Origin of the sequence: Mesorhizobium sp. M1142 (assembly GCF_040318565.1) — a bacterium.
GTDB lineage: Bacteria > Pseudomonadota > Alphaproteobacteria > Rhizobiales > Rhizobiaceae > Mesorhizobium.
The window spans coordinates 264,654-289,630 of record NZ_JAMYMK010000004.1; the positions used below are offsets into that span (position 1 = coordinate 264,654).

Consider the following 24,977-nt stretch of genomic DNA (forward strand, 5'->3'; position numbering starts at 1 on the left):
ACTATTCCAGGATGGCGCGGCTCGCTGGCCCTGCCCGGAAAATCAACAAAATCCCGGAAAATCAACAAATCGGAGGCAAAGATGGACGCGAAAACCGACGACAACAGCGCCGGCAAATGCCCGGTCCCACATGGATCGGCAAGGAGGAGCAACCGTGACTGGTGGCCAAACCAGCTCGACCTTGGCGTCCTCCACCAGCAGTCCAGCCTCTCGGATCCGATGGACGAGGACTTCGACTACGCCAAGGAATTCAAGAGCCTCGATCTCGATGCGGTGATCGGGGATCTGCACCAGGTGATGACCGATTCGCAGGATTGGTGGCCGGCCGATTTCGGCCATTACGGCCCGCTCTTCATCCGCATGGCCTGGCACAGCGCCGGCACCTATCGCATCGGCGACGGCCGTGGCGGCGCCGGCGCCGGTCAGCAGCGTTTCGCGCCGCTCAACAGCTGGCCGGACAACGCCAATCTCGACAAGGCGCGCCGGCTGCTGTGGCCGGTCAAGCAGAAATACGGCAGGAAGATCTCCTGGGCCGACCTGTTGATCCTCACCGGCAACGTCGCGCTGGAATCGATGGGCTTCAAGACCTTCGGCTTCGCCGGCGGCCGCGCCGATGTCTGGGAGCCCGAGCAGGACGTGGACTGGGGATCGGAAACCAAGTGGCTCGCCGACGAGCGCTATTCCGGCGACCGCGAACTTCACGGCCATCTCGGCGCCGTGCAGATGGGGCTGATCTACGTCAACCCGGAAGGGCCGAACGGCACGCCCGATCCATTGGCCGCGGCGCGCGACATCCGCGAAACCTTCGCTCGCATGGCCATGAACGATGAGGAAACCGTGGCGCTCATCGCCGGCGGTCACACCTTCGGCAAGACCCACGGCGCCGGTGATGCATCGCTGGTCGGCCCGGAGCCGGAAGGCGCCGGCATCGAGGCGCAGGGCCTCGGCTGGTCGAGCAAGCACGCTACCGGCATTGCCGGCGACGCCATCACCTCGGGCCTCGAGGTGACCTGGACCACGACGCCGACCAAATGGAGCAACAACTTCTTCGACAATCTGTTCAACTACGAATGGCAGCTGACCAAGAGCCCGGCCGGCGCCCATCAGTGGACCCCGAAGGGCGGCGCCGGTGCAGGCACTGTGCCGGACGCGCACGATCCGTCGAAGCGTCGCGCCCCGGCGATGCTGACCACCGATCTCGCTTTGCGCGTCGACCCGGGCTATGAGAAGATCTCGCGGCGCTTCCATCAGAATCCTGATCAGTTCGCCGATGCCTTCGCCCGCGCCTGGTTCAAGCTGACCCATCGCGACATGGGTCCGGCCGTCCGCTATCTTGGCCCGCTCGTGCCGAAGGAAGAGCTGATCTGGCAGGATCCGATACCGGCAGTCGACCACGAACTGGTCAGCGAGCAGGATATCGCCTCGCTGAAGGCGAAGATCCTGGCCTCCGGCCTGTCCGTCTCAGAACTGGTCTCGACCGCCTGGGCCTCGGCCTCGACTTTCCGCGGCTCCGACAAGCGTGGCGGCGCCAATGGCGCACGCATCCGCCTGGCGCCGCAGAAGGATTGGGAGGTCAACCAGCCGGCGCAACTGGCCAAGGTGCTCGAAAAGCTCGAAGGCATCCAGAGCGAGTTCAACGCAGCGCAGTTCGGCGGCAAGAAGATCTCGCTTGCCGACCTCATCGTTCTCGGCGGCGTGGCCGCGGTCGAGAAGGCGGCGAAAGACGGCGGCCATGACGTGGGGGTGCCGTTCACGCCAGGCCGCATGGACGCCTCGCAGGAACAGACGGATGTCCAGTCCTTCGCCGCGCTCGAGCCGAAAATCGATGGCTTCCGCAATTATGTCAGGGGCAAGCCGCCGATGTCGGTCGAAGCGATGCTGGTCGACCGGGCGCAGCTGCTGACCTTGACGGCGCCGGAGATGACGGTGCTCGTTGGCGGGTTGCGGGTGCTCGGCGCCAACACCGGTCAGTCGAAGCACGGGGTGTTCACCGACAGGCCGGGCACGTTGACCAACGATTTCTTCGTCAACCTGCTCTCCATGAACACTGTCTGGGATCCGGCGGCCGGCTCCGATGAAGTCTACGAAGCGCGCGACCGCAAGACCAGGGCGGTCAAGTGGACCGGCACCCGCGCGGACCTGATCTTCGGCTCGCATGCGCAGCTGCGGGCGCTGGCCGAGGTCTACGGGTCGGCGGACGCCGGGCAGAAGTTCGTCAGGGATTTCGTCGCCGCGTGGACCAAGGTGATGAACGCCGACCGTTTTGACCTGGCGGCCTGATCCGGGCATACGAATTTCTCGACGCAACAAAAAAAGGCGCGGGCCTCGACCCGCGCCTTTGTTCGTTGGGCTTCCGAAAAGTCAGTCCTTCTCGAAGATACCGGCCTTGGCAACCACGCCGGCAATGGCGCCGCCGATCAGCGGCGCGACGATGAACAGCCACAGCTGGCCGATCGCCGCAGTTCCCGAAAACAGCGCCGGTCCGATCGAACGGGCCGGGTTGAGCGATGTGCCGGTCACCGGGATGATGGCGAAGTGCAGGCCGGCCAGCGTCAGGCCGATTACGAGGCCGGCGAACGCCGTGGTGTGCTTGGCGTTGGTGACGCCGAGGATCACCGTGACGAAGGTGAAAGTGCCGATCAGCTCCCACAGCAAGGCCGAGCTGACGCCCCATTTCGTCACATCCCAGCCATTGGCGCCGAAGCCGCCGGTGTGGCCGCCCACCTGTCCGGAGACGATGATCCACAGTGCCAGCGACGCGATGATGGCGCCGATGACCTGCGCGATCCAATAGGGAATGACATCCCTGGCCGGCATCCGCCCGGCGAGGAATACACCGAGCGTCACCGCCGGATTGAGGTGCGCGCCCGAAATCGGGCCGATCGCATAGGCCGCCGCGATCAGGCCGATGCCGAACGCCAGACCGATACCTTCCTGGCCAAGCGGCAGCGCGCCGCCGAAGCCGCCCGTCACCACCGAAGCCGTGCCGATGAACACCAATAGGAACGTGCCTAGAACTTCCGCCAGATAAGTCTTCATTGCCCTCTCCTCGTATCGACCCGCGGCTCCGCCTTTTCTGCGACGCGAATCACCGCGCAAAGAGTATTCGCAACCGGAAAACTTGGAAAGCAGAGCAGTTTCGCAAGCCGCTATGCTTGTGAGCGCCAGACATGCACATTAGAGACTTGTAATATATTAATGAATTGTTTGGTTACGCATGCCGGCGCCCGCTTGGTGGCGGCGGCTCGCGATGCACCAACCCACCCTCGTCACCCCTTGCATGGATTGTCTCGCCGTCGGGGAAACAGAACTGTTTCAATCAGGACACGAAAAGCTCTAAGAGCAGGGCCGGATTTTGTTTTGCTGAGTAATGGAAGACGACAATGAGACTGGGCGGGCGGCTGGCGGCAGCCATTGAAGTGCTTGACGACATTGGCCGGCGCCACCGGCCGGTGGCTGATGCGCTGAAGGACTGGGGCCTGTCGCACCGCTTCGCCGGTGGCGGCGACCGCGCCGCGATCGGCAACATCGTCTATGACGCGCTGCGCCGCAAGCGCTCGGCCGGCTGGCTGCTCGGCGAGGACACGCCGCGCGCCATCGGCTTCGGCGCGCTGCTGCTCGAATGGGGCCAGACGGCGCAGTCGCTGAACGAGGCGCTCGAGGGCGACAAGTTCGCGCCGCCGCTGCTTACCGCCGACGAACTGACAACGCTCGGCGGTCGCCGGCTCGCCGATGCGCCGCCGGCTATCAGGGCAGATATCCCCGACTGGTGCATGCCGCTGTTCGAGCGCGCGTTCGGCACGGCCTGGGTGGAAGAGGGTGCCGCGCTGGCGACACGCCCGCCGCTCGACCTCAGGGTCAATACGCTCAAGGCCGATCGCGGCAAGGTGCTGGCCGAGTTGGCGGAGACCGGCGCCAAGCCTGCGCGGATCGCGCCGCACGGCATCCGCATCCCGCCGATCGAAGGCGACGGCAGGCACCCGAACGTGCAGGCCGAGCCGGCCTTCCAGAAAGGCTGGTTCGAGGTTCAGGACGAGGGTTCGCAGATTGCGGCCGAACTGGCCGGCGCCGAACCTGGAATGCAGGTGCTCGATTTTTGCGCCGGCGCCGGCGGCAAGACGCTGGCGCTGTCCGCGGCGATGGACAATCGCGGCCAGATCTTCGCTCACGACGCCGAGAAGGCCAGGCTGGCGCCGATCTTCGACCGCATCCGCCGCTCGGAAAACCGCAATGTGCAGATCGTCACCAGGCCGGCCGAACTCGCGCCGCTCGGCAGGCATATGGACATCGTCCTGATCGATGCGCCCTGCACCGGCAGCGGCACGTGGCGGCGCCGGCCGGATGCCAAATGGCGGCTGACACAGAGGCAGCTCGACGCGCGCAAGGGCGAGCAGGAGACGATACTCGATGCCGCCAGCGACTTCGTCAAACCCGGCGGCCTGCTGGTCTACATCACCTGTTCGGTGTTCGACGAGGAAAATGGCGACCAGGTTTCGGCGTTCCGGGACCGCCATCCCGGTTTTGTCCCTGTCGATCACCGCCAGCTTTGGGACAGCCGTTTTGCGGGCCACGAAGCGGCCATGCGGATAGGCGCTGCGGGCGGCATTTCGCTGTCACCGTTGCTGAGCGGCACCGACGGTTTCTATTTCTGTGCGCTGCGCCGCGCCGGCTGAACCATTGTCATGGAAACAGAGCCGGGGCCGAATGCTGCAGTGCAGCATTTGCGATTGCCTGCCGCCCACCCCTCTGCGATAAATGACTTTGCAATAAGATTTGCCGAGAAATGAAGGGCGACGGCCATGGCAGCAAAGATCGTTCCTGCTCCCGACTATGAGGACCGCGTCAGGACGTCCTTTGCGCGCCAGAACGCGATGATGACGATTGGCGCCGAGCTGACGCTGGTGACGCCCGGCATCATCGAGATCGAAATGCCCTATTCGGCGGCTCTGACGCAGCAGCATGGCTTTCTCCATGCCGGCGTCATTTCGACGGCTCTCGACTCGGCCTGCGGCTATGCGGCATTCTCGCTGATGCCGGAAAATTCCGGCGTGCTGACCATCGAGTTCAAGGTCAATCTGCTAGCGCCGGGCCGGGGCGAGCGTTTCCTGTTCCGCGGCTCGGTGACCAAGCCCGGCCGCACCATCATCGTCGCCGACGGACAAGCCTATGCGTTCGCTGTCGATGGCGAGGCCAAGCTGATCGCCACGATGACCGGAACGATGATGACAGTGCTCGGCCGCGACGGCATCGAAGGCTGAGGAACGGGCAGGGGAGGATCGACGATCATGGCCGGCAAGGCACCTGGTGAGCTCACCCCGATCTCCGGCAAGTCCGTTCTCTTCGTCATGGCGGCCGAGGCCGAATACGGTCCACACCTGCAGCGGCTGTTCACGCCGCTGATGACCGGCGTCGGACCGGTCGAGGCCGGCGTCGGACTCAGCGCCGAACTGTCCCGGCTGCATGCCGGGGTGGCGCTGCCCGATCTCGTCGTGTCGCTCGGTTCGGCGGGCAGCCGGACGCTGGAGCAGACGGAAATCTACCAGGCCGTTTCAGTCGCCTACCGCGACATGGACGCCTCGCCCCTGGGGTTCGAGAAGGGCGCCACGCCGTTCCTCGATCTGCCTGTCAGCGTGCCGCTGCCGTTCAGAGTTCCAGGCATCGGGCAAGCGACGCTGTCGACCGGTGCGGCAATCGTCACCGGCGCCGCCTACGACGCGATCGCCGCCGACATGGTCGATATGGAGACCTTCGCCTGCCTGCGCGCCTGCCAACTGTTCGACGTGCCGCTTATCGGCCTGCGAGGCATTTCCGACGGGGCAGCCGATCTGAGGCATGTCGGCGACTGGACCGAATATCTGCACGTCATCGACGAGAAGCTGGCCGCGGCGGTGCAACTGCTGGAACAGGCGATCGCCTCCGGCGCAATCGAGTTTGATCTGTCGCGTGAAGATGCGGAATCGGAATGAGAGAGAGGCCTCGCAACCCATTGCGCCGACTCGTTTCTTTCTCTAAACGCTCGCCATGAAAACAGCCAATCATCCCGACACCGTCCTGATTGTCGATTTCGGCAGCCAGTTTACCCAGCTGATCGCCCGCCGCATCCGCGAGGCCGGCGTCTTTTCCGAGATCGTGCCCTTCCAGTCGGCCGAGGCGGCGTTCAAGCGCATCGATCCGAGGGCGGTAATCCTGTCCGGCGGCCCGGCCTCGACCGCCGATATCGGCAGTCCGCGCGCGCCGCAGATCGTCTTCGACGCCGGCGTGCCGGTGCTCGGCATCTGCTATGGCCAGATGGCGATGTGCGTGCAGATGGGCGGCGTCGCCGAAAGCTCCGATCATCGCGAATTCGGCCGCGCCTTCGTCGAGATCGCCAAGGACAGCCCGTTGTTCGAGGGCCTGTGGGCGCCCGGCCAGCGCCACCAGGTGTGGATGAGCCATGGCGACCGCGTCATCTCCCTGCCCAAGGGGTTCGAGGTGCTCGGAAAATCGGAGGGCTCGCCCTTCGCCATCTTCGGCAATGTCGAGCGCAAGATGTACGGCCTCATGTTCCACCCCGAAGTGGTGCATACGCCGGACGGCGCCAGGCTGCTCCAAAACTTCGTCCACAATATCGCCGGTATTGAGGGCGACTGGACGATGCGCGCTTACCGCGAGCACGCGGTCGAGACGATCCGTAAGCAGGTCGGCAAGGGCAAGGTGATCTGCGCGCTTTCAGGCGGCGTCGATTCCTCTGTCGCAGCACTCCTGATCCACGAGGCGGTCGGCGACCAGCTTACCTGCATCCTCGTCGACCATGGGCTGATGCGCAAGGACGAGGCATCAGGCGTGGTGGAGATGTTTCGCCAGCATTACAATCTGCCCCTCATCCTGGTCGACGCTGCGGACCGTTTCATCGGCGCGCTCGAGGGCGAGTCGGACCCCGAGAAGAAGCGCAAGACCATCGGGCGGCTGTTCATCGAGGTGTTCGAGGAGGAGGCCGAGAAGCTCGGCGGCGCCGATTTTCTGGCGCAAGGCACCCTCTATCCCGACGTCATCGAAAGCGTCTCCTTCAGCGGTGGCCCGTCGGTGACGATCAAGTCGCACCATAATGTCGGCGGCCTGCCCGAACGCATGAACATGCAGCTCGTCGAGCCGCTGCGCGAATTGTTCAAGGACGAGGTGAGGGCGCTCGGCAAGGAGCTCGGCCTGCCCGACAGCTTCATCGGCCGGCATCCGTTCCCCGGTCCCGGTCTTGCCATCCGCTGCCCGGGCGGCATCACCCGCGAAAAGCTGGAGATCCTGCGCGAGGCCGACGCCATCTATCTCGACGAGATCCGCAAGGCCGGCCTCTACGACGCCATCTGGCAGGCTTTCGCCGTGCTGCTGCCGGTGCAGACCGTCGGCGTGATGGGCGACGGCCGCACATACGAGTTCGTCTGCGCGCTGCGCGCCGTCACCTCGGTCGACGGCATGACAGCGGATTTCTACCACTACGACATGGCCTTCCTCGGTGCCGCCGCTACGCGCATCATCAACGAAGTGCGCGGCATCAACCGCGTCGTCTACGACGTGACGAGCAAGCCCCCAGGTACAATCGAGTGGGAGTGATGGGGCGTACTGCGGAGTAGAAGAGGATAGAGCAGCATGTTTAAAGCGATGTTGGCTCGGCGATAATAGTCAATAGTCCCAGCCCCCGGCCACCCGGCGACGGCATAGACGAAGCATCTGGCCGATCGGCGAATGTCTGGAACGAACGTCCCACAGAGAAGGGTGGAGCAGCCTAGCCTTGCTGGGTTTGACACCCGGGGTCCGCGGCAACGGCCACCGGCGAGGCGTTGCATCTGCCGGCCACGTATCCGCTGGGTTCATCCGTCTTAGCTGTTCATGGGCACGGTCATCCTTGACATCGCCCTCCTGGACGAATTGGAGCGTGACAAATGAACAGCAAGCAGAGCCTAGCGAACAAGATACACTACGAAACGCTCGCGGAGGCTTTCCGCAGCGGTCGAGAGTCGCCACAGGAAGCATCCGAGTGGTCCGTTTTGACGGCAGAACCGGGCGGCGTCGATTACGTCGAGACGAACGTCGGCGACAAGACCGCGCTGTGGATTCAGCCAAAAACGGCAGCCAAAGACCGGGTCATGCTTTACCTGCACGGCGGTGGCTATGTCGGCGGATCGATCTGGACCCATCGCAAGATGGTCGTTTTCCAGAGCAAGTTTCCGCGCCAAATCGAGCAGGCCGTGACCGCGTTCGAATGGCTCGCCGAGCAGGGTGTCGCGCCGAAGCACACCATAGCTGCAGGCGATTCCGCTGGTGCTGGCCTGATCGTTGCGGCGACGATGAAACTCCGCGATGCGGGACGGCCGCTGCCGGCCGCGATCCTCAGCATCTCTGGCTGGTATGATCTGTCGGCGAGCGGGCACTCCTACGAAAGCAACCGCGAGAAGGACGCCTTCTTCCAGAAGGCGGTCGTGGATATGCTGGTATCGCAAGTCCTTGCAGGGACCGATCCCCGGCATCCACTCGCCAGCCCCATCTTTGCCGATCTGAAGGGCCTGCCGCCGATCTATCTGCAAGTGGGCGGAGACGAAACCCTGCTCGACGACAGCCGAGCGCTCGCCGACCGCGCGAAAGCCGCCGGCGTCGAGGTGCGCATAGACGTATTTCCGGGGATGCTGCACTCGTTCCAGATGATGGCCGGCCGCGCTCCCGAAGCCGACGACGCGATCGCGCGGTTGGCACAATGGGTTCGCCCCAAGCTTGGTCTGGCCGCAACCGCGGAAACACGCGCGGAAGGTCAGGAGGTCGCATGACTGGCAAATTGAAACCCAGATGTGGCAGCTGAAGGACATGCCCGAGCGACCGACCGGCCTGTTCGATGCGCGATATCGCGCCTTCGTCGAGACGGTGTCAGGCGTCCGCGCCCAACTGCATCGCTACTGCGCCCGCATGACGGCCTCACGCCTCCACGGTGAGGATCTCGTGCAGGAGACGCTGTTCGAGGCCTATACGAACATTGAGACCCTCGACGATGCCCGCCGGCTGAAGCCCTGGCTGTTTCGCATCGCTCACAATCGCTGCATCGACTTTCTGAGGCGACGCGATGTGCGCGAGCGCGCGGAGCACGCCTATTCGGACGACATCGGCGTTGTCTCTGCAGAGCCGGCAGCGACCGATGCACGCCGCGCCATCGAACGGCTGGTTGGCCACTTGCCGCCCAAGGAGCGCGCCTGCATCCTCCTGAAGGACGTGTTCGACTATTCGCTGGAAGAGACCGCAGAACTCGTGGACTCGACGGTTGGGGGCGTCAAATCCGCGCTCTCCCGCGGACGGGCGAAGCTCGCCGACTTGCCCCCTGAACCTGCCGGTGAACCGAACCGTCCGCTTGATCCCGACACCGCGGGGCTCTTGCAGCGCTATGTTGACCTCTTCAACCGCCATGACTGGGATGGCGTGCGGAGCCTCACCAGCGCCGATGCTCGGTTGCGGGTCGCCGACTGCTTCGACGGCCTGCTCAGAAGTTCTCCCTATTTCGTCGAATACGAGCGAAACCCGGAGACGTGGACCATGGAGTTGGGGGCGATCGACGGAGAGCCTGTCCTGATCGTGCTCTTCCAGCGAGGCGACCGGTGGCAGGTCGCGTGGCCGGTTCGTGTCCATGTCGCCGGTCGCGTCATCGATCGCATCGAAGATTATTATGCCTGTCCATGGATGTTGGAAAACGCCGCGGAAACCGACCTGAATCTCATGACTGGGCCAGCCATTTTGGGAAGAGCATAAGGCGACGATTTCTCACTTCTGGCCTGGCGGAGTTACGATGGTGCGTCCTCAACGAAAAATCGTGGCGTGCAGCTTTGGCTGCGGTACCGATCGGTGTTCCGGACCTGATCGCATATCGTCGGATGGCACCGTCGCATCACCTATCAAATGTTGTCCCGACTGCTGCCGGATCTGCGATGGAGAGAAGCGTCGACCGCATCCAGCCGGGAGCTTGGACCGCGGTAGATGCGAGCGTCTTTTATCGTTGGGAGAAAGATGAGGTGCCGCGATCTGTGCAAGCTCGGCCGCGCGCGCCGGCCCAATATGACGAAGCGCCTGGACGACGGTCCCGGCCAAGCTGCCCGGAGCAATCAAATGCTTATCCGCCCGCGTGGTCGTTGCCACCGTGCGCGGCGATGAACATGGCGACGGCCGACCGGCAATAAGATTCGATTTCGTTGTCGTCCTCTGCTCTCGCCTCATCGAAGCGTGCGACAATCGGGAGATCGGATCCTTTGAAAAGCGCGGCAAACAAGCGGGCGGACCGGAGAGGATCGGGCACGTTCAGAACCGCCTTCGCGTGCAACTGACGCAACAGGGCCTCGATTTGGGCGATGACATGGGCGGGGCCGGCTTCGTAATGGAGCTTGCTTAACGACTTTTGATTCGTCTTGTCGGCCATGATCATGGCTTCGACACTGCGGACGTCCGAGCTCAACAGCGTGCGAAGCAGGGATGATCCCACCGCCATGAGCTGATCTTCAGCCGAACCGTCGAGGCCTCCAAAAAGGGCCTGTGGTGCAAACTGATGGCAGCGGGTCGCGATGGCCGCGCTGAACAGCGCCTCCTTGTTCTCGAAGTGCCGATAGATGCTGAGCTTGGATATCTTCGCCCGCTGGGCGACCTTGTCCAATGTCGTCGCTTGAAAACCCAATTCCACAAAGAGTTCGCACGCGGCGTCGACTATCGTTTGGCCAAGCGCCTCGTTGGCGGGCCGGCCGCGCCGACCCTGGCTGTTTTCGGTCACGACAATTCCAGTACTTGACAGTATCCTAATTCTTGCATTACGATACCATGTAGTATCTGAAATGTGCAAGCCAATGGGTAGGTTTCAACCTGTCCTCCAAATCAAGTTTCCCTGGGCCGCCCGGCGATATCGAATGCGGCATTGTCCGGCCGGTCAACACAGTGATGGGCGACTTTCTCGTCGATGCCGAAGCCCTGCTCGCTGCCCGTCTCGAGCGCGTATCGCTGGACGATATTTTGCGCCAGGCCCAGCCCAACCCCCTCCATCCACAACACGGAGTTTATCACCATGGATGACGTCATCATCATCGGCGGCAGCTTTGCCGGTCTCGCCGCTGCGCTTCAGCTCGGCCGTGCCCGCCGCAAGGTCACCGTTCTCGATACCGGCCTGCCGCGCAATCGCTTCGCCGGCCACTCGCATGGCCTGCTCGGTCACGATCACAAGCCACCGCTGGACATCCTGGCCGAGGCGCGGCAGCAGCTGGCGCGTTATCCCACGATCAGACTGGTCAGTGCCCGGGCCGACAGCGTCTCCGGCGCCATCGACGATTTCTCCGTCCTCACTGGCGATGGCGAAAGCCTTGCGGCGCGCCGCCTGATCCTGAGCTATGGCGTCGCCGACCAGATGCCTGATGTTCGGGGCTTTGCCGAAGGCTGGGGCACGTCCATCGTGCCCTGTCCCTATTGCGACGGCTTTGAAGTCGCCGGCCAGCATTGGGGCCTTGTCTGGTCCGGCCCGCAGTCGCACAATCAGGTAAGGCTGTTCCACGATTGGACCGACAGGTTGACGCTCTTCGCCGATGGTCACGACATTCCACCCGATATCCGGGCCGATCTGGCGCGCCGCAACATACCTGTCGTCGATGGCCGGATCACCGAGATCGCCCATCACGGGGGCCATATTGCCACCGTCAGTCTCGATACCGGCCGCAATGTCGCAGTCGACATCCTGTTCGCCCATCCGCGCAACAAGCCGTCTGCAAGCCTGCATGAATCACTGGGCCTCGCCACGGTCGATACGCCCCTCGGCATCGCCCTCAAGGTCGACGAGCGCCGCGAAACCAGCATGCCCGGCATCTACGCCGCCGGCGACCTCGCCAACCCCCTCATGGCCTCGGTCACCACGGCATCATCGCACGGCGCGATGGCGGGTATCTTCGCCCAGCAGTCGATGCTGGTTTGAGGGCACAGATACCCTTCTCCGGTTGCCGCGGGCCATCATATTATGAAGGTTGCGGGCCGGTGCCACGGAAACGCGGGGCCCATCTCCCCTGAGGGGCGTCTTTGGCCGGTCAGCTGCGTCAGATCATCACGAAAGAGGATGCCGCTGACCTTCGACGCCTCACGGCTCTTCGAAATCCACTTTCGCACTATCGGAACATCAATGATCCGGTAAATCTATCGCGACGCGTCTTGGACTCGCAGCGCCCGGCAGAGCACCATCTACTGCGCGATGCCAGCTTTGCAATCAGCATGGCGGTCAGGCTTCTGGCGCTACTACCGTTCCGACTGTGCGGCCGAACTATCCTCGACGAGGACATTTGATTGCGGCCCACCGCGCACGTCGGCCTCAGAATGCGTTTCCGAATGCGGTAGTGCTCCAGCGTAGAATGGCGCGCAAAAAGGTGGTTGAGGCGGACGCGCACGACGAGACACCTCGGTTGGTCGTATTGTCAATGAGGTTGATGATGGTCTCGTAGGTCCGCAGAGGGCGGCGACGACCTCGTCGGGGTTCTCTTCCGCGTAGTGAAGAGCCAAGCGGCCGACCGCGAGATCGACGACTTCATGACCGTCCCACGCGCGCGCCCAGGGTGATAAGAAGCTCGTCCAGTTGCTCGAACGTCTCGACCATTGCATCCGCCGCCCCGGTGCCGGCAGCGTCGAGAACTTCCTTCGAGGGATAGAGCTCGTGCAGGACCAGCAGCGTCTTGCCACCTTTTTCCTCGAAGGTCACCGTGGTCACGGGCCCACCCTCACCATCTTCCTCATTGGTCCAGACGAGGCGCGAGTGCGCTGTCACTTCGAGGTACGTGCCGAAGAACACCATAGCATCGGGTTCGAACTCGAGACGGTACTTGCCCCCGACACGAACATCCATTTCGCAGGAACGCAGGAGCATGCCCATCGACTTCGGCACCCACCACTGCTTGAACAGCTCGGGCTTGGTCCACGCCTCGAACACGATGCGCGCCGGGGCGTCAAAGGTACGCGTAACGACTAGCTCACGCTCGGACTTCCGTTCCACCGTCGTGCGGTTCTTCATGGGGGTAGGCTCACTCTCACTTCCTGCGTCCATCGACCTTCTCCTTCTGTTTCAGTTCCTCGATAACCTTATCCAACTCGTCGAAGCGTGCGTCCCAGAGCTGGTTGTACCTCTCGATCCATGCCGCCTCTTCCTCTAGTCGGCGCAGGCCGAGCTTGCAGGTCCGCACGCGTCCGACCTTCTCCGTGGTCACGAGCCCCGCCTGCTCCAAGACGCCGACATGCTTTTTCATGCCCGTGAGGGTCATGTGGAACTTTTCGGCAAGGTCCGTGATCGAAGCGTCTGCACGTCCGAGATGCTCCAGAACGCCGCGTCGGGTGGCGTCCGAGAGCGCGGCGAACGAGGCATCGAAGCGGATCCGAGCATACTGAACCATGTGGTTCAGTATGTAACACACGGATTAGCGGCATTCAAGGGGAGACCGAGCGCGCTCTGCGTTGGTTCTCCATTGAGTGTAGAAAAAATTGCGCCGTTAGATCAATGCGTTGCCATACTCAAGAAACAATCGAGTGGGAGTGAGGGGCGTGCTGTGGAGTAAAGTAGGATAGGATATCGCGCTGTAGGCGATACCAGCACAGCAAAAGTAGCCGAGAGTTCTCAATTCGCGATGACTGGGATCAGCCGGCATTAGCGTCGGCTCCGATGATACAAACCCTCGACTGCAGAGGTCACGTTCCGAGGGTTTGTATCAAATCCGGCTGTGCCTGGTGTGGGGCGGTCGCGACCAGCATTCCTTGTCGAGCGCCTTCGACTATGGCTAGTTCCGCGATGCCTTCTTTGGTTTCGCGGCCAAGTCCGGGACGCTTCGTGAAAGAGATCGCCGATGTCGTGTCGCCCTAACGCAGCAATAACCGAGCACAGCGCACCGCACCCGGCCAGAGTTCTTTGGAGCTGCCCTTGTCGCCGTGGGCGGGACTCTCGCCACGGTCAATCAGAAGGCATATGCAATGACAACAACATCTCAAGCTAGTCGTTATTCGCGCGGTCTTGAAATCTTACGGCAGATTGGCGGAGAGAATTTCGACGCGCCGATTAATAGTCTTGCCGAGACATCCGTCGACCTTTCTCGTTTCACCGTAGAATACCCATACGGAGACATTCTATCGCGGCCAGGTCTCGACCTCCCATTGCGTCAGCTGTGCACTATTTCAATGCTGCTTGCCGACGGAAGCGCCCAGCCGCAGTTGGAGTTTCATATGGCGGGCTTCCTCAACGCCGGCGGCGAGCCGAAGGCGCTCATCGAACTCATGTTTATATCTGTAGCGCTCCTCGGCTTCCCGCCAACGGTAAATGCGATCGGCCTTATTCGTGCGGTGTTCGCTGAGCGCAAGCTCGCTTTTGAACCCATCGAGCCCTCCGCAGGCGATGGATCGACACGCCGACAGGCCGGGTTGGAGGCGCTCGACCGGCTCTCTGGAGGCGATGTGCAGGCATATTTCGATGGCTTTGCTGCCGGTTCGCCTGACCTCGGGCAACTCTCCATCGAGTTCGCCTTTGGTGAAATGCTGGCGCGCGACGGCCTCGACCAAAAAGCCAAACTGTTAGCAATCATCTCGATGCTTGCTGCCAGCGGCAATCGTGCGGCGGCGCTCCGTCTTCATCTCGCCGGCGCGCTTGCCCATGGCGTGACGCGAGAGGAAATCATCGAGGTGCTGATCCAGCTCAGCGTCTATCGGGGTTTTCCGGCAGCGCTCAACGCTTTCGCCGTCGCCAAGGATATCTTCGCTGCCGGGTCGCCAACGATTGCGGCAAACGTGCCCCCACCCGCCGTGGTCGAGAGCCGCGCAGACCGGTTGGAACGCGGGCGTGCTACGCTTGCAGAGACGTCCGGTTCATCGGGCGATGCCGTGGTCCGCAGTTTCGATGATGTCGCACCTGATCTCGGTCGAATGATCGTCGAGCATTCTTATGGTGAGGTGTTCTCGCGGAGCGGAATCGACATGAAGTCTCGGGAACTCAGCGCCTGCGCTGCTCTGGCAGCCGTTGGGTCTGCCACGGCAGAGATTCCGCTTCGCGTGCACATCAACGCCGCGTTGAACGTTGGCGCGACGCGGGAAGAAATCCTGGAAACGCTCATAAACCTCACTCCTTACAGCGGCTATCCCGCGACACAGCAGGCGGTTCGTATCGCAGCCGAGGAATTCTCTAAGCGCGGTTAGTCCCAAAAGGGCAGATCACCTCAGGGGCTTTCAAAACGGCTGACGACGGCCGATAACGGCGGAGCGGACGTAGGAGAGGCCGTCGCGAAACGGTCTCTCTCGCCCATGCGCTTTACTGCTGACGGTCTTTTATCAGGCGCTATGCCGAATGTGCGTGTGCCTGCGAAGCGAAAAATCGACCAATTGATGTCGATAGTCACTCCTTCTTGAACAAATCCTGGAAGATAAGCTGGCCCCAAGTACGGCCGCGTGCGTGCACCAGCGCGCCACCCTCGTTGAGCTTTCCCAGCTTGACGGGTGCGAACCCGAGTTGTTTGGCCAAGGCCGCCACGGGAGCGATCGCGTCCTCGTCGTCGCTCGACAGAAAGACGACCCGGTGGCCGCCCTCGACGATCGGATCGGCAGCCAGGGTGGCCGCAATCAGGTGATTGAACCCTTTCACGAACTTGGCGCCGGTGAACGCCTTCGCGACGAAAGCGGAGGACGGGAGACCGTCCAGCTCTTCAGGGACCGGAAAGAGGTTCATCGCGTCGATGACCGTCTTGCCTTCCCAGCTCGGCAGGGCTTTCGCAACCTCGCGGTGCTCCCCGAACGGGACCGCCAGGATGATCGTGTCGGCCTCGAGTGCTTCCCGCAACGACTTGGTGACGATCGTGGGTCCAATCGCCCGAGCCTGCGGCGCCAACGCCTCGGGCGGCCGGCGGCTCGCGACGGTCACGTCGATGTTTTTACGGGCAAAGGCGTGGGCGAGGGCCTGGCCAATCTTACCGAATCCTACAATTGCGTAGCTCATAATCTTCTCCGATTTGTGTTGGTATTGATTCCCCGGCCTTCAACGGCGCTGGGTTAGCGCGTCAGAGTTGCGCAAGACCGCCGTCAACGGCGACCTCGCTGGCAGTCATGAAGCTGCTGTCCGACGACGCGAGAAAGGCCGCCGCCGCCCCGATCTCCGCCGGATCGGCCATGCGCTGGAGCGGAGTCATCGAGGCGAAGACCTTCTGGCCCTCCTCGCCCAGCGCTTCCTTCGCTAGCTCGGTCGCAGTGGCCCCGGGCGACAGCACGTTTACCCGGATGCCGGTGCCCTTTAGGTCCTCCGCCCAGGTCCGCGCGAGGTTGCGCACTGCCGCCTTGCTCGCGCTGTAGGCGCTCATCCCCGGGGCGCCAGTGGTGCCAGCGCTCGATCCGGTCAGGATTATCGAACCGCCCTCGCTCATCAGCGGCAGCGCCTTCTGGATCGTGAAGATCGTACCCTTCACATTGGTGTCGAAGGTTTCGTCAATGTGCTCGGCGGTGATCTCGCCGAGCCGAAGCTGGCTTCCCGCCCCGGCATTGGCAAAGACGATGTCGAGGGTTCCACGCTCGGCCTTCACCGCAGCGTAAAGTCGGTCGAGGTCGGTCAGATCGGAGACCGAGCCCTTCACCGCGCGGGCATTGGGCCCGAGGTCGGCCACAGCGGCGTCGAGCGCTTCCTGCCGGCGGCCGAAGATGAAAACGAAGGCGCCCTCCTCGATGAAGCGCTTTGCTGCGGCGCGGCCGATGCCGGTAGCGCCGCCGGTGATGACTGCAACCTTCCCTTCAAGCTTTCCCATGACTTATCCTTCCAGGCCTTCGCCTTTGGTTGTGCGGGGACACCCCCGAGAACCTCGAAATAGGTCCGCCGGCGTCAGGTGTTGAGTGCGGAAGCGCGCACATCGGTGGTGCAAAATCGATCCGGCGGGACGCCAGCCGCGACGATCGATGTCCGCCGTTCGGAATTGGGCCGCGCTCGTCGACATAAGCTATGATTGACCGCCCGTACTGCTGTTCGATGTGTTAGATACGGGCTTTGGAAGGCGCACCGTGCGGTGCCGGATTGCACCATGATCGACTGGGATGACGTTCGCTATTTTCTTGCCGTCGCGCGCGGAGGCTCGGTGCGGGCCGCCGCCGAGCGCGTCGGGGTGAATCACTCGACCGTGCTGCGGCGCATCGCCCAGCTCGAGGAACGCCTCGGGGCGCACATGTTCGAAAAGCTGCCTTCGGGCTACCGCCTGACGGCTGCGGGCGAGGAGGTCCTCGAGCTCGCGAACCAGATGGAAGCGTCGTCGCACCAGCTGGAGACGCGCGTCTTCGGGCGCGACCAGAGCGTGCGCGGGCTTCTGCGGGTGACGCTGGCACCGCCCCTCGCGACACACCTGCTCATGCCGGATTTCGCCGATTTCGCGCGTCTGCATCCGGACATCGAGATGGAAATCTTGTCGTCCGGCGAGCTGGCAAATCTGACCAACCGGGAGGCCGACGTCGCGATCCGCGTCGTCTACGACCGCAAAACCCTGCCGCTCAATCTTCTCGGCCTGAAGGGACCGGAGCTGTTCGGCGGCGTCTACATGTCTCGCGATCGACTAGCCGCGTGGCGTGCGGGCGCGCCTGATCCCATCCGGTGGATCGTCATAAGCATTCATGGCATCCCGGATTGGGCCAGCGAGGGTGAGGTTCGTACCACGGGGGTTCCGTTCAGGACCACGGACGGCGAGGCGCAGATCGTTGCAGTACGGCAAGGGCTCGGGATGACGACACTGCCGTGCTTCGTCGGAGATGCCGACCCCCTACTGGTGAGGGTGCCGGGCACCGACCTGCACATGTACGGAACGCTCTGGCTTCTCACACAGGGGGAGACACGCAAGACGAAGCGAGTGCGGCTCTTCACCGAGTTCGTATCCCGCACGCTCGCCGCGTACGCGCCGCTTCTCGCGGGACGGTCCTTATCGCGTGACTGACGCGCGGCAGGTAGCCGATGGCGCTGTCTCGAGCGTACCGCTGTATCAACTTACGCAGCCCGATGTAAATCTCGGGAGGGACTCTGGTTGTAGACTGCCTCGTGACCGTCTTTTTCGTCTTAACGGTTGAAGATAGAAGAGTATCCCTGCCACGGGGGATGCGCGGAAAGCGACGCTGTGACCGGCAGGTGTCACAGCTTTCCTACTCCGGTGTGCTGGCTTTTTTTCTGCGCCGAATAGTGTGCGACTGCGCAACGGCCATTTTCAACTCGGGTGTGATCTCCAACGGCGCATTCTCTGCCCCATGTGGGTTCTGTAGCCCCTGGACCTGGACGGTCGGAAATGGGAGTTCGATGCCCTGCTCTTTGAAGACTTGGCGGAGGCGTACATAGAATTTGCGCTTCATACCGAAGGCGCCTCCCGGTTTGGTTGTGGCCTTGACCCTCAATACGATGCCGTATTCCCCGAACTCCTGCACGCCCTGCATCTTGATCGGGTCGAGCACCCAGTGTTTGAACTCGGGATCTTCCGCCAGTTCGAGGCCGATCCGCTTGATCAGCTTGCGAGCGAAGTCGATATCGGTGTCATAACCAACGGTGATGTTGAATTTGTCGATAACCCAGTCACGGCTCTGGTTCTGGACTGCCCCGAGTTCACCGAAAGGTATCGTGAACAGCGGACCACGATGGTGGCGCAGCTTCACCGAGCGCAGCGAGAAGCTTTCCACAGTACCCTTGTAATTGCCCGATGAAATGTATTCGCCGACACGGAACGCATCATCGAGCAGGAAAAACACGCCTGAAATGACGTCCTTGACGATGGTTTGTGCGCCAAAGCCCACGGCGACGCCGACGACGCCGGCGCCGGCGATCAATGGGCCGATCTGGATTCCCAGCGAGGCGAGCATCATAAGCACCGCCATCACGATGATCGATGCGAGCAGAATGTTCTGGAGGATCGGCAAGAGCGTGTGCAGCCGCGCCTGCTGCGGATCGAGGACCGGAACGTCCTCGTCGCTGATCACAGGGTGCGGTGTTTCGATGCCGAGCTTTCGTTCAATCAAAGCTTTGATGATCGACCAGCCGAAGTCGGCGGCGAGGGCAATCACCACGACATTGATCAAGCCGCGCAATATGAACGTCGTCGTCGTATCGCTGTCCCGCACGGATTGCATGTCCAGACCCCAGACACGTGCGAGAAGGTAAGCCGCCGCCAGGATGAAAATCATTCGGATTCCGCGATCGATGACAGCGATCGTCACCGCCGGGATCGTGGGCCGGCCGACATCTTCCGAACCTGGCCGCAGAACGAAATTAACCCCGCGCTGCGTCACCACGATCGCCAAAGGCAGGAAGAATGCGGCGAAGGTGAACCAGAAGTATGTATTAAGGCCGGCGATACGCTGCAGGAACAGGACGACGAAATAAGCAGTCAATAGCCATGTCGCTTCCGTGTGACCGATGTGGCTCGCACCGTCTCGCTGCGTTCTTGGCCGACGCCAAATGGCAAGCAGCAGGAGCAACAGCAGCACGAAATCGGCGCCCAGTGACAGGACCATCATTCCGTCCTGATCGATGCCGAGACCTGGCAAGAGGATAAACGCGGCGCCGAAGAAGGCGAAGACGCCGACGATCCGGGGTAGCCAATAGGACCAATGGTCAGCCGCGTCGTTGGTGATCGGCAAAGCACGAACCTCGACGGCGTTCTCGACGTTCATGAAGGAAGGGACGAGCATGGCCATGACGTACATGCGCACACCCCATGTAACGACTGCCGCCATCAGAAATGTCAGTACAATCTCGCGGATAAGCATCGGCCAGTCGAACAACATGAATGCGCCGGCGCTGCCCAGTGCGAAAGAGACTATCAGCAGGCTGGAATAAAGCAGGCGGCCACCAATCTTCTTGGCTCGCCCAACGGGCGTATCCTTCGGTTGCGCGATAATCCAGAGACGAAATGGGCGGGTGAGCTTGTACGTTGCCCAAGTGAGCGCCAGGCCGGCAGCGATGAACATTGCAATCAGCACAAATACGCCGGCAGGCCCCTTGCTGGACATATCCTCCATTGTCTCTGCCCGAACGCGCGCGAACTGGCTTGGCAGCAAGGGCAAAGTTCGCACGATTCTTTCGATATGATGCCTGATCCCATCGAGCGTCGAGGATGCCATCGTATTCATCGGGCCTGGTGCGGCCACGGCGCCGGACGATGCGTCGGTCGGCGAAGCCCCTGGCTCGGCAGGCGCTCCCGTTGACCCGGCGTCCTGATTTCGCTGTTCGGCCACCCAGGCCTTCACTGACGGATCGTCGAGAAGCTCGAACAGCCGTTTGACCCTTTCAGGCGGGACCGTCGCCGGCGCCTGCGCCTGTGCCTGACCAGCCAACAAAAGGGCGATCCCAAAGACGAGCGGCCTGGCAATCAAGGCAAGCATCGCAGTCAGGTCTCCGAGACGCCGTGCCGGGCACGCCAGATTCCTGGCCCCCAATCGTCGAGTGATGCGTGGCATCGTGCTGTAACCTTCCGGTCAAATCGGCAAGCAACGACATCTATGTCCGTTGTTGCCTTACCTTGAAGAAACCGATGTTGCGGTGCAAGACGTCATCGTTCCGAGCCGGACCTTGCGCCGGGTACTTGGCGGTGTTTATTTAGCCGCGGGGGCAGGGCATTCCGACCTCGGCCCAGGTCTCCGGCCGTTCTATAAACTGGGCATCGACGTTAAACCTCAGGAACTGATTTCCTGAACTGACTAGGACAGACCTTTGGCGGTCGCTCGGTGGTCAACTGCTTCGCGCACCGCTGCGGACATTGGAAACCATGATGTTGCTTGAGATGCAATGCGCTTCCGAGTCGGCGCTGCCATGCGGCAAATCAGGCCGGGAGCCGCCACATTCGCACACGACCTGTACCACGCAATTCCGTTTCCTCGAGTGGGTCGCAAGCAAAATTTGGTCCAAGCAGTTGATGAGTTGCATCCGAAATGCGGATTTCATCGGGCTCCGCGGACGTTTGGATACGTGCGGCGAGATTAACGGTGTCGCCCCATAGGTCATAGGCAAACCGCCTTTTGCCTATGACGCCCGCCACGATTGGTCCTGAGTGAATTCCAATTCTGAGTCTTATCGGTTCTCCTGCGAAGCGTTCGCGCTTGACCTCGTTGCGCAGTTCAAGTGCATAGTGCGCAAGGGCTTCCGCATGATCGGATCGCGCGGCGGGCAGGCCAGCGACCACCATTACACAATCGCCGATTGTCTTGATCTTTTCGCAGCCGTATTGCTCCGAGAGCAGATCCGCCGCCTTGAAGAAGTAATTTAAAATAGCGAGCGTCGTTACGGCTCCGACGCTCCGCGCTCTTTCCGTAAAACCGACGATGTCGGCAAAAAGCACACTCACGTCAGCATGGTTGTCTGCAATTTGTTCGTCCGCTTTTAAGCGCTCCGCGATCGACGCCGGAAGAATGTTGAGGAGTAGGGCTTCGGCGCGTTGGTATTCACGCGACAATCCCTCTTGGCTCGCCCTCAACGCCTCGTTCATCGATTGTAATTTCTCGTTGAGTTGACGCTCCCTCTCTTGCAGAAGCGTCATTTCATAAGCCTTCTGTTGAAGCCGCTGCCTATTGTCGCGTTCGGCAGCGGCGTCAAGAAAGAGCAGCCACACGCAGGCATTGTCAGCAAAAAGATGGAGGTCCGCGACACGCCCGCCGGGCAGTTCGACCATGTCCATATCAAATGGAAGCTCCGGGCAGGGCAACAAACCTTCCATGAATTCAAGCTGCTCGGCAACAGGCTTACCTATGCGAACTGACGAGAGTCCGTAATGTTTAACGTTACCGCCCTTCGCAGCTACGCAAAGCTGGGCGTCGATTTTTAGATATGCGACCGAGCGCTCGTTGTAGAAGAAATCGTAAATCCAGCTTCTAACTTCTCTTGGCAAGACATGCATGGTTTATTTGCTGACCATCGAAGCAAGTTGACGAAACGCATCATCAACATGTTCACCCGAAAGCGCACTTGTTAGATAGATTTGCCATCCAAGTTGCCTCAGTTCGTCAATTTCACTATCCGATATTGCCCACCGATCGGCCAGATCGGATTTGTTGAACAGCAATACAAACGGCATAGCGCCGAATTCAGCCTCGGCCCGCTCGCGCAACGTGAGCGCCACGGCAAGAGTAGCAGCGCGTGTTCCATCGACGACAAGCACGAGCCCACTCGCACCTCGCACATAGCTGACGCGGAATGAGCCGATATCGTCTTCGCCGGCCAAGTCCCACAAAATCAGATCCACGGTTTTGTCCGGGAATGCGACACTCTTCTTGTCGATTTTCACTCCCACCGTGGTCAAGTAGGTTTCTGAAAAGATGCTTTGCACAAACCTGCGAACCAGACTCGTCTTTCCGACAGCGAACCCGCCCAACATGCAGATCTTCTTTTGCAATATCCTGGGCTCCGCCTAGTGGAAGTTTACCGTAACCGAAACTCTGCGGTTCGCGGAGCTCCCGGTTCGGCTATTTTCAGTCTCCGCTGGCTCAAAGGTGCCCGCGCCGCGAACCAAGAGCAATTCCGGATCGACGCCGCGTTTCTTGAGAAGCGCACGAACTGTTTCCGCGCGCGCCGCGCTGATCGACAACTTGGCCGTTTCACGGCCCGTCTCGTCCGAATGGCCGGTCAACATGAATTGTGCTGTTACCCCTGCCTTGCGGGCGTCCGTGGCCAATTCCTTCAACTGACTCGCCAATTTGTCGAGAACCGGCAGTTGCTCTGGTCCCGGTACAGCCTTGCCAGAATCGAAGAAAATGCTGACCGTTTGAATAGCCTCCCTCAAATGAGTCAGTTCCGGAGGGGTCAACTCACGCAGCTCGGAGAGTTCTAGAGAGAGTCCGTCCGCGGACAGCTGTTGGGCGGCGACCCGCGCCCGATCTATCCAGGCGGCAGGAGCCTCACCCTGGGCAACGATGCGATCCTTGATGATCGAAAGCCGTACTGAATCCGGCGGAGTCAGCGACGCCATCAGCCGCTTCACCACGAACTTCGGATGAAGGCTTTGATAGAATTGCCATTGCGAATGAACGCGGGCAGGATCGACCCCTGTTCCGGACAGCAGAACCTGCGGGTCGGCGGCCTGCGGGTCTCTCAGGCCGGAAATATAGAAATGTCCGCCCCTCGCCGTTTGCTGGGCGACGATGATTCCCGCTTGGGCCTCCAGTCGTGACACATAGGCCTGCCAGTGCTCCGCCGCGCGTGCTTCGGGGCTCACATCACGAACTTTGGAGATGTCGAATTCCGGTCCGCCTGCCGAAAGCTGTCGGGCCGCTGCGCGCGCCCGATCTATCCAGGTGTCGGGAGCCTCACCCTCGGCAACGATGCGATCCTCGACGATCGAAAGCCGAACCGATTTCGGCGGGTTAAGCGACGCTGTCAGCCGCTTCAGCACGAACTCCGGCTCAAGGCTCTGATAGAATTGCCACTGCGAATGAACGCGGGCGGGATCGACCTGCGTACCGGCCAACAGCGACTGCGGGTCGGCGGCAAGAGGGTCTCTCAGGCCGGCAATATAGAATTGGCCATCGCGCACCTTTTGTTCGGCAACGATAATACCCGGCTGGGCCTCCAGTCGCGACACATAAGTCTGCCAGCGCTCCGCCGCGCGTGCTTCGGGGCTCACATCACGAACCCTGGAGATATCGAATTCCGGTCCACCTGCCGAAAGTTGCTGGGCTGCTGCGCGCGCCCGATCTATCCAGGTGTCGGGAGCCTCCCCCTCGGCAACGATGCGATCATTGACGATCGAAAGTCGTACTGAATCCGGCGGAACCAGCGACGCCGTCAGCCGCTTCAACACGAACTCCGGCTCAAGACTCTGATAGAATTGCCAGTGTGAATGAACGCGGGCGGGATCGACCTGCGTTCCGGCCAACAGCGACTGCGGGTCGGCGGCAAGAGGGTCTCTCAGGCCGGTAATATAGAATTGGCCATCGCGCACCTTTTGGTCGGCAACGATGATGCCCGGCTGGATCCCCAGTCGCGACACATACGCCTGCCAGCGCTGCCCGGATTGCCAGGAAAGAAAGAACCAACCGCCTGCGGGAATCAAAACCAGCAGGACTGCAGCCAGGACCAGCCACGGAAATCCCTGGTTTGATTCCTCCTGCTTCAGATCAACGCAGGTCTGCAACTGCGTCTCGACGCCGGCCAACTGCGAACTGTCGCCGTCAAACTGCTCCAGGGCCTGTGAGCATTCATCATGGATGCGAAGCAATACATCGCGAATTATTTCATGTAATTCCTCCGGCGGATTTCCCCGGATCACCGCAACCAAGGTCGCAAACGGCCCAACTTCCGACCAGAGACGAAGCTCCCCGAAACGGATAGTGTCCAGGCCACTCTGTTCTTTCTCGTTAAATGAGTCTTTTACAAAATCCTGAATTGCACTAAGCATCGAGGAAATCAGTTGAGGATCTTCGCTGGTTGCGTTTTCGGCAGTTACATGCTTGATCAAAAGCCCGGAATTGCGGTGAATGAGAAAGACATGTTCTACACGATAGACAAGAGAATGCCTAAGAACAACTTCTGAGAAGCTTGCCCCCGTTCTCCAAGCTTCAAATCTCCACTTGAGCCCATGCCAAGTAAATATGTGTCTTAAGGTTTCATTCAGCGACTGAAAGGTTTGGTCGATCTTTTCGCCGATCGACTTGCGAATAGCCGGCAGAAACACCGGGTATAATATATCCGTCAGCGTGCGCGGGCTTTTCTGGATGGACCGTTGCACAGCCCTCTCGACAACTGGCGCAAGGGCCTCGCCGAGTTGCGCATGAGACGCGCGTGCGGCTGCACCGGGGAGGACGCCCCCCACTGCCGCCGCAAGCTGCTCAGGTTCGTCGAGCAGGTGGGTAACTCGTGAAAGCTCCGAAATTTCGCGGCCGACCAGCAACTGGCGAAGCGTTTCCATGCGAGGATCGGCGGTTGGGATTCCGTCGAGACGCGCACGATAGTCCGGATCAACGTTCCGGGCAATTTCGATCAAAAGGCGAGCCAGAGCCTC

21 protein-coding genes are annotated in these 24,977 nt (G+C 61.4%); 10 read left to right on the forward strand and 11 right to left on the reverse strand.

From position 1 onward, the window contains the following. The first annotated feature begins 81 nt into the window (after positions 1-81). Positions 82-2,280, forward strand: a complete 2,199-nt coding sequence (katG, locus tag NKH42_RS09720; RefSeq protein ID WP_352506879.1) for a catalase/peroxidase HPI — start codon at positions 82-84, stop codon at positions 2,278-2,280. Between the two features lie 81 nt (positions 2,281-2,361). Here katG and NKH42_RS09725 read toward each other — a convergent pair whose 3' ends face one another. After that, positions 2,362-3,039 (reverse strand): MIP/aquaporin family protein, encoded by a 678-nt coding sequence (locus NKH42_RS09725; protein WP_254819333.1) that lies wholly within the window; start codon positions 3,037-3,039, stop codon positions 2,362-2,364. A 344-nt stretch (positions 3,040-3,383) separates the two neighbouring features. Here NKH42_RS09725 and NKH42_RS09730 point away from each other — a divergent pair, with 344 nt between their 5' ends. The 6 genes from NKH42_RS09730 to NKH42_RS09755 all read left to right on the forward strand — a co-directional run bounded on the left by NKH42_RS09730 (position 3,384) and on the right by NKH42_RS09755 (position 9,759). After that, entirely contained in the window at positions 3,384-4,673 is a 1,290-nt protein-coding gene (locus NKH42_RS09730; RefSeq protein ID WP_352688501.1) for an RsmB/NOP family class I SAM-dependent RNA methyltransferase, read from the forward strand. A gap of 126 nt (positions 4,674-4,799) precedes the next feature. Further along, entirely contained in the window at positions 4,800-5,258 is a 459-nt protein-coding gene (locus NKH42_RS09735; RefSeq protein ID WP_023677140.1) for a PaaI family thioesterase, read from the forward strand. Positions 5,259-5,285: 27 nt separating this feature from the next. Beyond that, positions 5,286-5,966: a 5'-methylthioadenosine/S-adenosylhomocysteine nucleosidase gene (locus NKH42_RS09740; protein ID WP_352688503.1), complete on the forward strand. Its 681-nt coding sequence runs from the start codon at positions 5,286-5,288 to the stop codon at positions 5,964-5,966. Between the two features lie 55 nt (positions 5,967-6,021). Then, on the forward strand, positions 6,022-7,584 hold the full coding sequence (gene guaA, locus NKH42_RS09745; RefSeq protein WP_352688505.1) for a glutamine-hydrolyzing GMP synthase: 1,563 nt from the start codon (positions 6,022-6,024) through the stop codon (positions 7,582-7,584). Between the two features lie 329 nt (positions 7,585-7,913). Continuing rightward, positions 7,914-8,792 (forward strand): alpha/beta hydrolase, encoded by an 879-nt coding sequence (locus tag NKH42_RS09750; protein ID WP_352752073.1) that lies wholly within the window; start codon positions 7,914-7,916, stop codon positions 8,790-8,792. A 19-nt stretch (positions 8,793-8,811) separates the two neighbouring features. Next, a complete protein-coding gene (locus NKH42_RS09755; RefSeq protein ID WP_352754315.1) occupies positions 8,812-9,759 on the forward strand; it encodes a sigma-70 family RNA polymerase sigma factor in 948 nt (315 codons plus the stop codon). A gap of 358 nt (positions 9,760-10,117) precedes the next feature. Here the strand turns inward: NKH42_RS09755 and NKH42_RS09765 are convergent, their stop codons facing one another. Both NKH42_RS09765 and NKH42_RS09770 read right to left on the reverse strand, forming a co-directional pair. Further along, the gene (locus NKH42_RS09765; RefSeq protein ID WP_352688511.1) at positions 10,118-10,765 is read right to left on the reverse strand and encodes a TetR/AcrR family transcriptional regulator; all 648 of its coding nucleotides are present in this window, start codon (positions 10,763-10,765) and stop codon (positions 10,118-10,120) included. A gap of 101 nt (positions 10,766-10,866) precedes the next feature. Then, positions 10,867-11,055 (reverse strand): hypothetical protein, encoded by a 189-nt coding sequence (locus tag NKH42_RS09770; RefSeq protein ID WP_352688513.1) that lies wholly within the window; start codon positions 11,053-11,055, stop codon positions 10,867-10,869. Between NKH42_RS09770 and NKH42_RS09775 the strand changes: the two genes are divergently transcribed. Beyond that, a complete protein-coding gene (locus tag NKH42_RS09775; protein WP_352688515.1) occupies positions 11,054-11,947 on the forward strand; it encodes an NAD(P)/FAD-dependent oxidoreductase in 894 nt (297 codons plus the stop codon). The two genes, NKH42_RS09770 and NKH42_RS09775, sit on opposite strands and share 2 nt — an antisense overlap. Positions 11,948-12,547: 600 nt before the next feature. Here the strand turns inward: NKH42_RS09775 and NKH42_RS09780 are convergent. After that, positions 12,548-13,027 (reverse strand): SRPBCC domain-containing protein, encoded by a 480-nt coding sequence (locus NKH42_RS09780; protein ID WP_352506867.1) that lies wholly within the window; start codon positions 13,025-13,027, stop codon positions 12,548-12,550. Positions 13,028-13,043: 16 nt separating this feature from the next. After that, positions 13,044-13,403 carry an ArsR/SmtB family transcription factor gene (locus tag NKH42_RS09785; protein WP_352645093.1) on the reverse strand — a complete coding sequence of 120 codons (360 nt, stop codon included), beginning with the start codon at positions 13,401-13,403 and terminating at the stop codon, positions 13,044-13,046. A 571-nt stretch (positions 13,404-13,974) separates the two neighbouring features. On the opposite strand from NKH42_RS09785, the gene NKH42_RS09790 reads away from it, so the two are divergent. Continuing rightward, positions 13,975-15,186 carry a carboxymuconolactone decarboxylase family protein gene (locus NKH42_RS09790; RefSeq protein WP_352974055.1) on the forward strand — a complete coding sequence of 404 codons (1,212 nt, stop codon included), beginning with the start codon at positions 13,975-13,977 and terminating at the stop codon, positions 15,184-15,186. A gap of 196 nt (positions 15,187-15,382) precedes the next feature. Here NKH42_RS09790 and NKH42_RS09795 read toward each other — a convergent pair whose 3' ends face one another. After that, entirely contained in the window at positions 15,383-15,979 is a 597-nt protein-coding gene (locus NKH42_RS09795) for an NADPH-dependent F420 reductase (protein WP_352688517.1), read from the reverse strand. 61 nt (positions 15,980-16,040) lie between these two features. Next, positions 16,041-16,775: an SDR family NAD(P)-dependent oxidoreductase gene (locus tag NKH42_RS09800; protein WP_352473458.1), complete on the reverse strand. Its 735-nt coding sequence runs from the start codon at positions 16,773-16,775 to the stop codon at positions 16,041-16,043. Between the two features lie 270 nt (positions 16,776-17,045). Here NKH42_RS09800 and NKH42_RS09805 point away from each other — a divergent pair, with 270 nt between their 5' ends. Beyond that, on the forward strand, positions 17,046-17,942 hold the full coding sequence (locus NKH42_RS09805) for a LysR family transcriptional regulator (protein ID WP_352688519.1): 897 nt from the start codon (positions 17,046-17,048) through the stop codon (positions 17,940-17,942). Positions 17,943-18,144: 202 nt separating this feature from the next. Here NKH42_RS09805 and NKH42_RS09810 read toward each other — a convergent pair whose 3' ends face one another. The 4 genes from NKH42_RS09810 to NKH42_RS09825 form a co-directional block, all read right to left on the reverse strand. Further along, complete coding sequence (locus NKH42_RS09810; RefSeq protein ID WP_352754317.1) at positions 18,145-20,370, reverse strand: mechanosensitive ion channel family protein; 2,226 nt, start codon at positions 20,368-20,370, stop codon at positions 18,145-18,147. 437 nt (positions 20,371-20,807) lie between these two features. Continuing rightward, complete coding sequence (locus tag NKH42_RS09815) at positions 20,808-21,878, reverse strand: adenylate/guanylate cyclase domain-containing protein (RefSeq protein WP_254818890.1); 1,071 nt, start codon at positions 21,876-21,878, stop codon at positions 20,808-20,810. Positions 21,879-21,881: 3 nt separating this feature from the next. Then, positions 21,882-22,373 carry a Rab family GTPase gene (locus NKH42_RS09820; RefSeq protein WP_254818889.1) on the reverse strand — a complete coding sequence of 164 codons (492 nt, stop codon included), beginning with the start codon at positions 22,371-22,373 and terminating at the stop codon, positions 21,882-21,884. Positions 22,374-22,388: 15 nt separating this feature from the next. Beyond that, entirely contained in the window at positions 22,389-24,959 is a 2,571-nt protein-coding gene (locus tag NKH42_RS09825; protein ID WP_352506857.1) for an OmpA family protein, read from the reverse strand. Positions 24,960-24,977: the final 18 nt, after the last annotated feature.

Excerpts from the sequence above, each read along its gene's own strand:
- NKH42_RS09755 (WP_352754315.1), top strand. The coding sequence starts at position 8,812 with ATGTGGCAGCTGAAGGACATGCCCGAGCGACCGACCGGCCTGTTCGAT.
- NKH42_RS09740 (WP_352688503.1), top strand. The coding sequence starts at position 5,286 with ATGGCCGGCAAGGCACCTGGTGAGCTCACCCCGATCTCCGGCAAGTCC.
- NKH42_RS09790 (WP_352974055.1), top strand. The coding sequence starts at position 13,975 with ATGACAACAACATCTCAAGCTAGTCGTTATTCGCGCGGTCTTGAAATC.
- NKH42_RS09800 (WP_352473458.1), bottom strand. The coding sequence starts at position 16,775 with ATGGGAAAGCTTGAAGGGAAGGTTGCAGTCATCACCGGCGGCGCTACC.
- NKH42_RS09725 (WP_254819333.1), bottom strand. The coding sequence starts at position 3,039 with ATGAAGACTTATCTGGCGGAAGTTCTAGGCACGTTCCTATTGGTGTTC.
- NKH42_RS09810 (WP_352754317.1), bottom strand. The coding sequence starts at position 20,370 with ATGCTTGCCTTGATTGCCAGGCCGCTCGTCTTTGGGATCGCCCTTTTG.
- NKH42_RS09750 (WP_352752073.1), top strand. The coding sequence starts at position 7,914 with ATGAACAGCAAGCAGAGCCTAGCGAACAAGATACACTACGAAACGCTC.
- katG (WP_352506879.1), top strand. The coding sequence starts at position 82 with ATGGACGCGAAAACCGACGACAACAGCGCCGGCAAATGCCCGGTCCCA.
- NKH42_RS09780 (WP_352506867.1), bottom strand. The coding sequence starts at position 13,027 with ATGAAGAACCGCACGACGGTGGAACGGAAGTCCGAGCGTGAGCTAGTC.
- NKH42_RS09805 (WP_352688519.1), top strand. The coding sequence starts at position 17,046 with ATGATCGACTGGGATGACGTTCGCTATTTTCTTGCCGTCGCGCGCGGA.
- guaA (WP_352688505.1), top strand. The coding sequence starts at position 6,022 with ATGAAAACAGCCAATCATCCCGACACCGTCCTGATTGTCGATTTCGGC.
- NKH42_RS09735 (WP_023677140.1), top strand. The coding sequence starts at position 4,800 with ATGGCAGCAAAGATCGTTCCTGCTCCCGACTATGAGGACCGCGTCAGG.
- NKH42_RS09815 (WP_254818890.1), bottom strand. The coding sequence starts at position 21,878 with ATGCATGTCTTGCCAAGAGAAGTTAGAAGCTGGATTTACGATTTCTTC.
- NKH42_RS09730 (WP_352688501.1), top strand. The coding sequence starts at position 3,384 with ATGAGACTGGGCGGGCGGCTGGCGGCAGCCATTGAAGTGCTTGACGAC.
- NKH42_RS09785 (WP_352645093.1), bottom strand. The coding sequence starts at position 13,403 with ATGGTTCAGTATGCTCGGATCCGCTTCGATGCCTCGTTCGCCGCGCTC.
- NKH42_RS09770 (WP_352688513.1), bottom strand. The coding sequence starts at position 11,055 with ATGGTGATAAACTCCGTGTTGTGGATGGAGGGGGTTGGGCTGGGCCTG.
- NKH42_RS09775 (WP_352688515.1), top strand. The coding sequence starts at position 11,054 with ATGGATGACGTCATCATCATCGGCGGCAGCTTTGCCGGTCTCGCCGCT.
- NKH42_RS09795 (WP_352688517.1), bottom strand. The coding sequence starts at position 15,979 with ATGAGCTACGCAATTGTAGGATTCGGTAAGATTGGCCAGGCCCTCGCC.